General features: G+C 53.3%; 1 protein-coding gene, 2 tRNA genes and 3 rRNA genes. All 6 read right to left on the reverse strand.

Annotated features, from left to right (window positions below):
* Nucleotides 1-12: 12 nt before the first annotated feature.
* Nucleotides 13-128, reverse strand: a 5S ribosomal RNA gene (gene rrf / locus HPT27_RS19010).
* 150 nt (nt 129-278) lie between these two features.
* Nucleotides 279-3,171, reverse strand: a 23S ribosomal RNA gene (locus HPT27_RS19015).
* A gap of 260 nt (nt 3,172-3,431) precedes the next feature.
* Nucleotides 3,432-3,507: transfer RNA gene (locus HPT27_RS19020), tRNA-Ala, on the reverse strand.
* An 83-nt stretch (nt 3,508-3,590) separates the two neighbouring features.
* Nucleotides 3,591-3,667, reverse strand: a tRNA-Ile gene (locus HPT27_RS19025).
* Nucleotides 3,668-3,730: 63 nt separating this feature from the next.
* Nucleotides 3,731-5,258: ribosomal RNA gene (locus HPT27_RS19030) — 16S ribosomal RNA — on the reverse strand.
* The 16S, 23S and 5S rRNA genes sit together here with 2 tRNA genes alongside, the layout of an rRNA operon.
* 63 nt (nt 5,259-5,321) lie before the next feature.
* On the reverse strand, nt 5,322-5,501 hold a 180-nt coding region (locus tag HPT27_RS19130; protein WP_211198134.1), incomplete at its 5' end, for a hypothetical protein.

Here is a 5,501-nt window from a genome sequence, read left to right on the forward strand (position 1 = left end):
TTTGCATTAAGAGCTTGGCGATGACCTACTTTCGCATGAGACAAGCCCACACTATCATCGGCGCTGAGTGTTTTCACTTCCGAGTTCGGAAAGGGATCGGGTGGTTCCCACTCGCTATGGTCGCCAAGCAAACCGTTTTACCGTCTTGAGTACGTGCCCGTACTCAACACAGCCAATCTGGGTAGCGAGACTTGTTCGCTCGCGGCGCGCTGCGCCGCTCGGGTAATGCATATGTTGTCAGTTTAGTCGTCTTCACCAACAAACGCTTTGGGCGTTATATGGTCAAGCCACACGGGCAATTAGTATCAGTTAGCTCAACGCCTCACAGCGCTTACACACCTGACCTATCAACGTTGTAGTCTGCAACGGCCCTACAGAGCGGTTAAACCGCTAGTGAGAACTCATCTTGAGGCACGCTTCCCGCTTAGATGCTTTCAGCGGTTATCGTTTCCGTACATAGCTACCCGGCAGTGCCACTGGCGTGACAACCGGAACACCAGAGGTACGTCCACTCCGGTCCTCTCGTACTAGGAGCAGCCCCTCTCAATTCTCAAACGCCCACGGAAGATAGGGACCGAACTGTCTCACGACGTTCTGAACCCAGCTCGCGTACCACTTTAAATGGCGAACAGCCATACCCTTGGGACCGGCTACAGCCCCAGGATGTGATGAGCCGACATCGAGGTGCCAAACACCGCCGTCGATATGAACTCTTGGGCGGTATCAGCCTGTTATCCCCGGCGTACCTTTTATCCGTTGAGCGATGGCCCTTCCATACAGAACCACCGGATCACTTAGACCGTCTTTCGACCCTGCTCGACATGTCCGTCTCGCAGTCAAGCACGCTTTTGCCTATGCACAATCCCGACGATTTCCGACCGTCGTTAGCGTACCATCGTGCTCCTCCGTTACTCTTTGGGAGGAGACCGCCCCAGTCAAACTGCCCACCACACATTGTCCCCAGCCCAGATAATGGGCCCAGGTTAGAACTCAAAAATTGCCAGGCTGGTATTTCAAGGTTGACTCCATGGCAACTGGCGTCACCACTTCAAAGTCTCCCAGCTATCCTACACAGACAAGTTCTAAGTCCAATGTGAAGCTACAGTAAAGGTGCACGGGGTCTTTCCGTCTTTCCGCGGGTACACTGCATCTTCACAGCGATTTCAATTTCACTGAGTCTCGGGTGGAGACAGTGCCGCCATCATTACGCCATTCGTGCAGGTCGGAACTTACCCGACAAGGAATTTCGCTACCTTAGGACCGTTATAGTTACGGCCGCCGTTTACCGGGGCTTCGATCAAGAGCTTCGCTTTCGCTGACCCCATCAATTAACCTTCCGGCACCGGGCAGGCGTCACACCCTATACGTCCACTTTCGTGTTTGCAGAGTGCTGTGTTTTTGATAAACAGTTGCAGCGGCCTATTTTCTGAGACCAGTCAATGCTTCGGGGGCAAGCCCCTACACACCGACCGGCGCACCTTCTCCCGAAGTTACGGTGCCAATTTGCCTAGTTCCTTCACCCGAGTTCTCTCAAGCGCCTTGGTATTCTCAACCTGACCACCTGTGTCGGTTTCGGGTACGATTCAGTGTTGCCTGAAGCTTAGAAGATTTTCCTGGAAGCGTGGCATCAATCACTTCGCTACCGTAGTAGCTCGTTATCAGTTCTCGACATTGTGCCCCCGGATTTGCCTAAGAGCACTGCCTACCACCTTGAACCGGGACTACCGTCACCCGGCTGATCTAGCCTTCTCCGTCTCTCCATCGCAGCAACACCAAGTACGGGAATATTAACCCGTTTCCCATCGACTACGCTTTTCAGCCTCGCCTTAGGGGTCGACTTACCCAGCTCCGATTAACGTCGAACTGGAACCCTTGGTCTTTCGGCGTGGGGGTTTTTCACCCCCATTATCGTTACTCATGTCAGCATTCGCACTCGTGATATCTCCAGCAGACTTCTCAATCCACCTTCACAGACTTACACGACGCTCCTCTACCATGCATCTTGCGATGCATCCGCAGCTTCGGTATATCGCTTAGCCCCGTTACATCTTCCGCGCAGGCCGACTCGACCAGTGAGCTATTACGCTTTCTTTAAATGATGGCTGCTTCTAAGCCAACATCCTGGCTGTCTGAGCCTTCCCACATCGTTTGCCACTTAGCGATAATTTGGGGACCTTAGCTGGCGGTCTGGGTTGTCTCCCTCTTCACGACGGACGTTAGCACCCGCCGTGTGTCTCCCGTGATTGCACTTCCTGGTATTCGGAGTTTGCATCGGTTTGGTAGGACGGGATGTCCCCCTAGCCGAAACAGTGCTCTACCCCCAGGAGTGAGACACGAGGCGCTACCTAAATAGCTTTCGAGGAGAACCAGCTATCACCACGTTTGATTAGCCTTTCACCCCTAGTCACAGCTCATCCCCTACCTTTTCAACGGGAGTGGGTTCGGACCTCCAGTACCTGTTACGGCACCTTCATCCTGGCCATGACTAGATCACGTGGTTTCGGGTCTACAACCAGCCACTGAACGCCCTGTTCAGACTCGCTTTCGCTACGCCTCCCCTATTCGGTTAAGCTCGCGACTGATCGTAACTCGCTGACCCATTATACAAAAGGTACGCAGTCACCCTTACGGGCTCCCACTGCTTGTATGCATACGGTTTCAGGATCTATTTCACTCCCCTTACAGGGGTTCTTTTCGCCTTTCCCTCACGGTACTGGTTCACTATCGGTCGATCAGGAGTATTTAGCCTTGGAGGATGGTCCCCCCATCTTCAAACAGGGTTTCTCGTGCCCCGTCCTACTTGTCGCAAACTTAGTTCCACCAACGCCATTTCGAGTACGGGGCTATCACCCTGTATCGCCGGACTTTCCAATCCGTTCCTCTATGACATCGGCTAAAGATTGCTGGCTGGTCCCCGTTCGCTCGCCGCTACTAGGAGAATCTCGGTTGATTTCTTTTCCTTCGGGTACTGAGATGTTTCACTTCCCCGAGTTCGCTTCACACACCTATGTATTCAGTGAGTGATGACCGTTAAAACGGCCGGGTTTCCCCATTCAGATATCTGCGGATCAAAGCCCATTTGCCGGCTCCCCGCAGCTTTTCGCAGGCTGTCACGTCTTTCATCGCCTCTGATCGCCAAGGCATCCACCGTATGCACTTCTTCACTTGACCATATAACCCCAAAGGGTCTCAAGCAAAGACTTACCTTACTGACATGCATTACCTAATGAGAACGCACTCGTTAATGCGCAGGTTCTACACCCGCACCGAACGCGATCTCACGCTTTCAAGTCTCGTTACCAGATTGTTAAAGAACATTACCGACGCACAGTCAGTGCCCAGCATTCTCTTTCCTTTTCGATGATTTCAACGAATCACCACAGAACGAAGAACACTCGGCACTGACAGCTTGACTGAACACTTCCCAGTATTGGTGGAGCTAATCGGATTCGAACCGATGACCCCCTGCTTGCAAAGCAGGTGCTCTACCAACTGAGCTATAGCCCCCTGTATCGTTCGCCTTCGCGAGAATTCAGGCTTCACTGTTTTTCAACTGTGGAAGTAGGCGTTTTCGCACACTCACCGATATTTGGTGGGTCTGAGTAGACTTGAACTACCGACCTCACCCTTATCAGGGGTGCGCTCTAACCACCTGAGCTACAGACCCGTGTCAGTCTTGCCGGACGAAGTAATCTGTGTGAGCACTTGGCGCAGAACGCGCAACAGGTTTTAAGGAGGTGATCCAGCCGCAGGTTCCCCTACGGCTACCTTGTTACGACTTCACCCCAGTCATCGACCACACCGTGGACGGCGCTCCCCTTGCGGTTAAGCTACCGGCTTCTGGTGCAGTAAACTCCCATGGTGTGACGGGCGGTGTGTACAAGGCCCGGGAACGTATTCACCGCAGCAATGCTGATCTGCGATTACTAGCGATTCCGACTTCACGGAGTCGAGTTGCAGACTCCGATCCGGACTACGATCGGCTTTTTCGGATTGGCTCCATCTCGCGATATCGCAACCGTTTGTACCGACCATTGTAGCACGTGTGTAGCCCTACTCGTAAGGGCCATGATGACTTGACGTCATCCCCACCTTCCTCCGGTTTGTCACCGGCAGTCTCCTTAGAGTTCCCAACTTAATGATGGCAACTAAGGACAAGGGTTGCGCTCGTTGCGGGACTTAACCCAACATCTCACGACACGAGCTGACGACAGCCATGCAGCACCTGTCTCAGAATTCCCGAAGGCACTCCCGTATCTCTACAGGATTCTCTGGATGTCAAGAGTAGGTAAGGTTCTTCGCGTTGCATCGAATTAAACCACATGCTCCACCGCTTGTGCGGGCCCCCGTCAATTCATTTGAGTTTCAACCTTGCGGCCGTACTTCCCAGGCGGTCGACTTATCGCGTTAGCTTCGCCACTAAAAACCACGAGGGTCTCCAACGGCTAGTCGACATCGTTTACGGCGTGGACTACCAGGGTATCTAATCCTGTTTGCTCCCCACGCTTTCGTGCCTCAGTGTCAGTCTTAGGCCAGGCGGTCGCCTTCGCCACTGATGTTCCTTCCGATATCTACGCATTTCACCGCTACACCGGAAATTCCACCACCCTCTCCCAGACTCGAGTCTTCCAGTCCTGAATGCAGTTCCCAGGTTAAGCCCGGGGATTTCACATCCAGCTTAAAAGACCACCTACGCACGCTTTACGCCCAGTAATTCCGATTAACGCTCGCACCCTCTGTATTACCGCGGCTGCTGGCACAGAGTTAGCCGGTGCTTATTCTGCAGGTAACGTCAATTCGCACGGTTATTAACCGTACGACCTTCCTCCCCGCTTAAAGAGCTTTACAACCCGAAGGCCTTCTTCACTCACGCGGCATGGCTGGATCAGGGTTGCCCCCATTGTCCAATATTCCCCACTGCTGCCTCCCGTAGGAGTCTGGACCGTGTCTCAGTTCCAGTGTGGCTGATCATCCTCTCAGACCAGCTACCGATCGTCGCCTTGGTGAGCCATTACCTCACCAACTAGCTAATCGGGCATCGGCCGCTCAAATAGCGTGAGGCCTTGCGGTCCCCCACTTTCCCCCTCGGGGCGTATGCGGTATTAGCGCAAGTTTCCCTGCGTTATCCCCCACTACTCGGCACGTTCCGATGCATTCCTCACCCGTCCGCCGCTAAGGTATTGCTACCTCCGCTCGACTTGCATGTGTTAGGCCTGCCGCCAGCGTTCAATCTGAGCCATGATCAAACTCTTCAGTTCAATCTTTACTGACTCAATACTCGCTTGCTTCTCAAATTACTTTGCGAAGTTCACTTGCATTGTTTACATCGTGTTTCTTTCGTCGCACGAATCCACGCAAGTGCCCACACAGATTACTTCGTTCATGTTGTTAAAGAGCGTTTGCCTTTCGGCAGCACCGGATTCACCATCCAGCACATCGCCAGACTTACCGTCCGGCGGGGCGCACATTCTACAGCACCCCATCTGCTTGTCAACACGTCG

Source organism: Permianibacter fluminis (assembly GCF_013179735.1).
Taxonomy (GTDB): domain Bacteria; phylum Pseudomonadota; class Gammaproteobacteria; order Enterobacterales; family Permianibacteraceae; genus Permianibacter; species Permianibacter fluminis.